General features: G+C 58.7%; 2 protein-coding genes. Both read left to right on the top strand.

Translation table 11 applies throughout. From position 1 onward, the window contains the following. Positions 1–330: 330 nt before the first annotated feature. Positions 331–1,197, top strand: coding sequence for a formyltetrahydrofolate deformylase (purU, locus tag GHO25_RS25475; RefSeq protein WP_048369156.1), 867 nt, complete (start codon positions 331–333; stop codon positions 1,195–1,197). After that, positions 1,194–1,840: tetrahydrofolate dehydrogenase/cyclohydrolase catalytic domain-containing protein (locus GHO25_RS25480; RefSeq protein ID WP_178110246.1), on the top strand; the 647-nt coding region annotated here is incomplete at its 3' end. The genes purU and GHO25_RS25480, both read left to right, overlap by 4 nt.

A 1,840-nucleotide genomic window follows, 5' to 3' on the forward strand; every position in this document is an offset into this window, starting at 1 on the left:
GTTAACTGTTCGCTATGTCTCCGAACAAAGTGTTCGCTATGTCCCCGGTCCATACAGGGAGAGGGCTAGGGTGAGGGGCTCTTAGATCAAGATCAAAAGATCGCGAGGCAAGCTCGCTCCTACAGATTGCATCTTTTCCCCCGCATAAAATTCCTGTCAGTTAAAAAACTTTCTTAAAACCTCTGGACGTGGCGCGGGCATTCCCCTATAAAGCCAACATTCAGGAATATTTTATTCCCATCAAGAAAGTACGTTCCGCATCGAGAACGGCTGTGCTGATGTCTTTTTTCGCCCTGCGATGAGCTGCCACTACCTTCCCGAGGATGTGTCATGCAACACGAAAAAAACCATTTCATCATCAAGGTCACGTGTCCGGCGGTGTCTGGCATCGTTGCTGCCGTGACCACGTTTCTGGCGGACAACGGTTGCTACATCGGGGAGATGGCGCAATTCGACGATGAGTTCAGCGGGCGCTTTTTCATGCGGGCCGTGTTTCGCTTCAACGATGAGCAGGCCGCTGACCTTCAGCAGATCAAAGACGGGTTCAGTGACGTTGCCGCCGCCTTCGACATGACCTGGGAACTCCACGACACCCGCCAGCCGATGCGTGTGTTGCTGATGGTGAGCAAGTACGACCATTGCCTGGGCGACTTGCTGTACCGCTACCACAAGGGCGAGGTCGACATGACCATCACCGCCATTGTTTCCAACCACCTCGACCTGCGGCCCATGGCTGAGCGCGAGGGTATCCGCTTCATTTACCTGCCCGTCAACAAAGACACCAAGGCCCGGCAAGAAGCCGAACTGATGAAAATCGTCGACGACACCGGCACCGAGCTGGTGGTGTTGGCGCGTTACATGCAAATCCTCTCCGACGACCTGTGCCAACAGCTGTCAGGCCGGGCAATCAATATCCACCATTCGTTCCTCCCCGGATTCAAGGGCGCCAAGCCGTATCACCAGGCCTGGCAACGCGGGGTAAAGCTGATCGGTGCCACCGCGCATTACGTGACCAGCGACCTGGACGAGGGGCCGATCATTGAGCAGCAAGTGCAACGGGTCGACCACGCCCATTTGCCGGAGGATCTGGTGGCAATCGGGCGCGACACCGAAACTGTGGCGCTGTCCAGGGCGGTCAAATACCACCTTGAACATCGGGTGTTTCTCAACCAGGACAGAACGGTGATTTTCCGGTGAATACGCCCCTTTTGATTGACGGTAAAGCCGCCGCCACACGCGTGTTGCAGCAAGTGCGCGAAGACGTGGCCAGCCTCTACGAGCAAGCCGTTGAGCCCACCCTGGCGGTGATACTGGTGGGCAACGACCCGGCCAGTCAGGTGTATGTGCGCAACAAGGTCCTGCGCGCCGAAGAGGTCGGTATTCGTTCGCTGGAACATCGCCTGCCGAGCGACACCACAACTGAGCACTTGCTGCAGTTGATCGCCAGCTTGAATACCGACCGTTCGGTTCACGGTGTGTTGTTGCAACTGCCCCTGCCCGCGCATATCGACGAACTGCGCGCCCTGCAGGCCATCAGCCCGGACAAGGACGTCGACGGTTTCCACAGTGACAACGTCGGCGGGCTGAGTCAGGGCCGCGCGGTGCTGGCGCCCTGCACCCCCAGCGGCTGCCTGTATTTGCTCAAACAGGCCTGCGGTGATTTGCGCGGCAAGCACGCGGTGGTGATTGGCCGCTCGAACATCGTCGGTAAACCCATGGCCGCCCTGCTGCTGCAAGCCGACTGTTCGGTGACCGTACTCCACTCTCGCAGCCAGGACCCGCAAGCGCTGTGCCGCCAGGCCGACATTGTGATCGCCGCCGTGGGCCGCCCGCGCCTGAT

The sequence above is a fragment of the Pseudomonas sp. FSL R10-1350 genome (genome assembly GCF_009600525.1).
In the GTDB taxonomy this organism is placed as follows: domain Bacteria; phylum Pseudomonadota; class Gammaproteobacteria; order Pseudomonadales; family Pseudomonadaceae; genus Aquipseudomonas; species Aquipseudomonas helleri.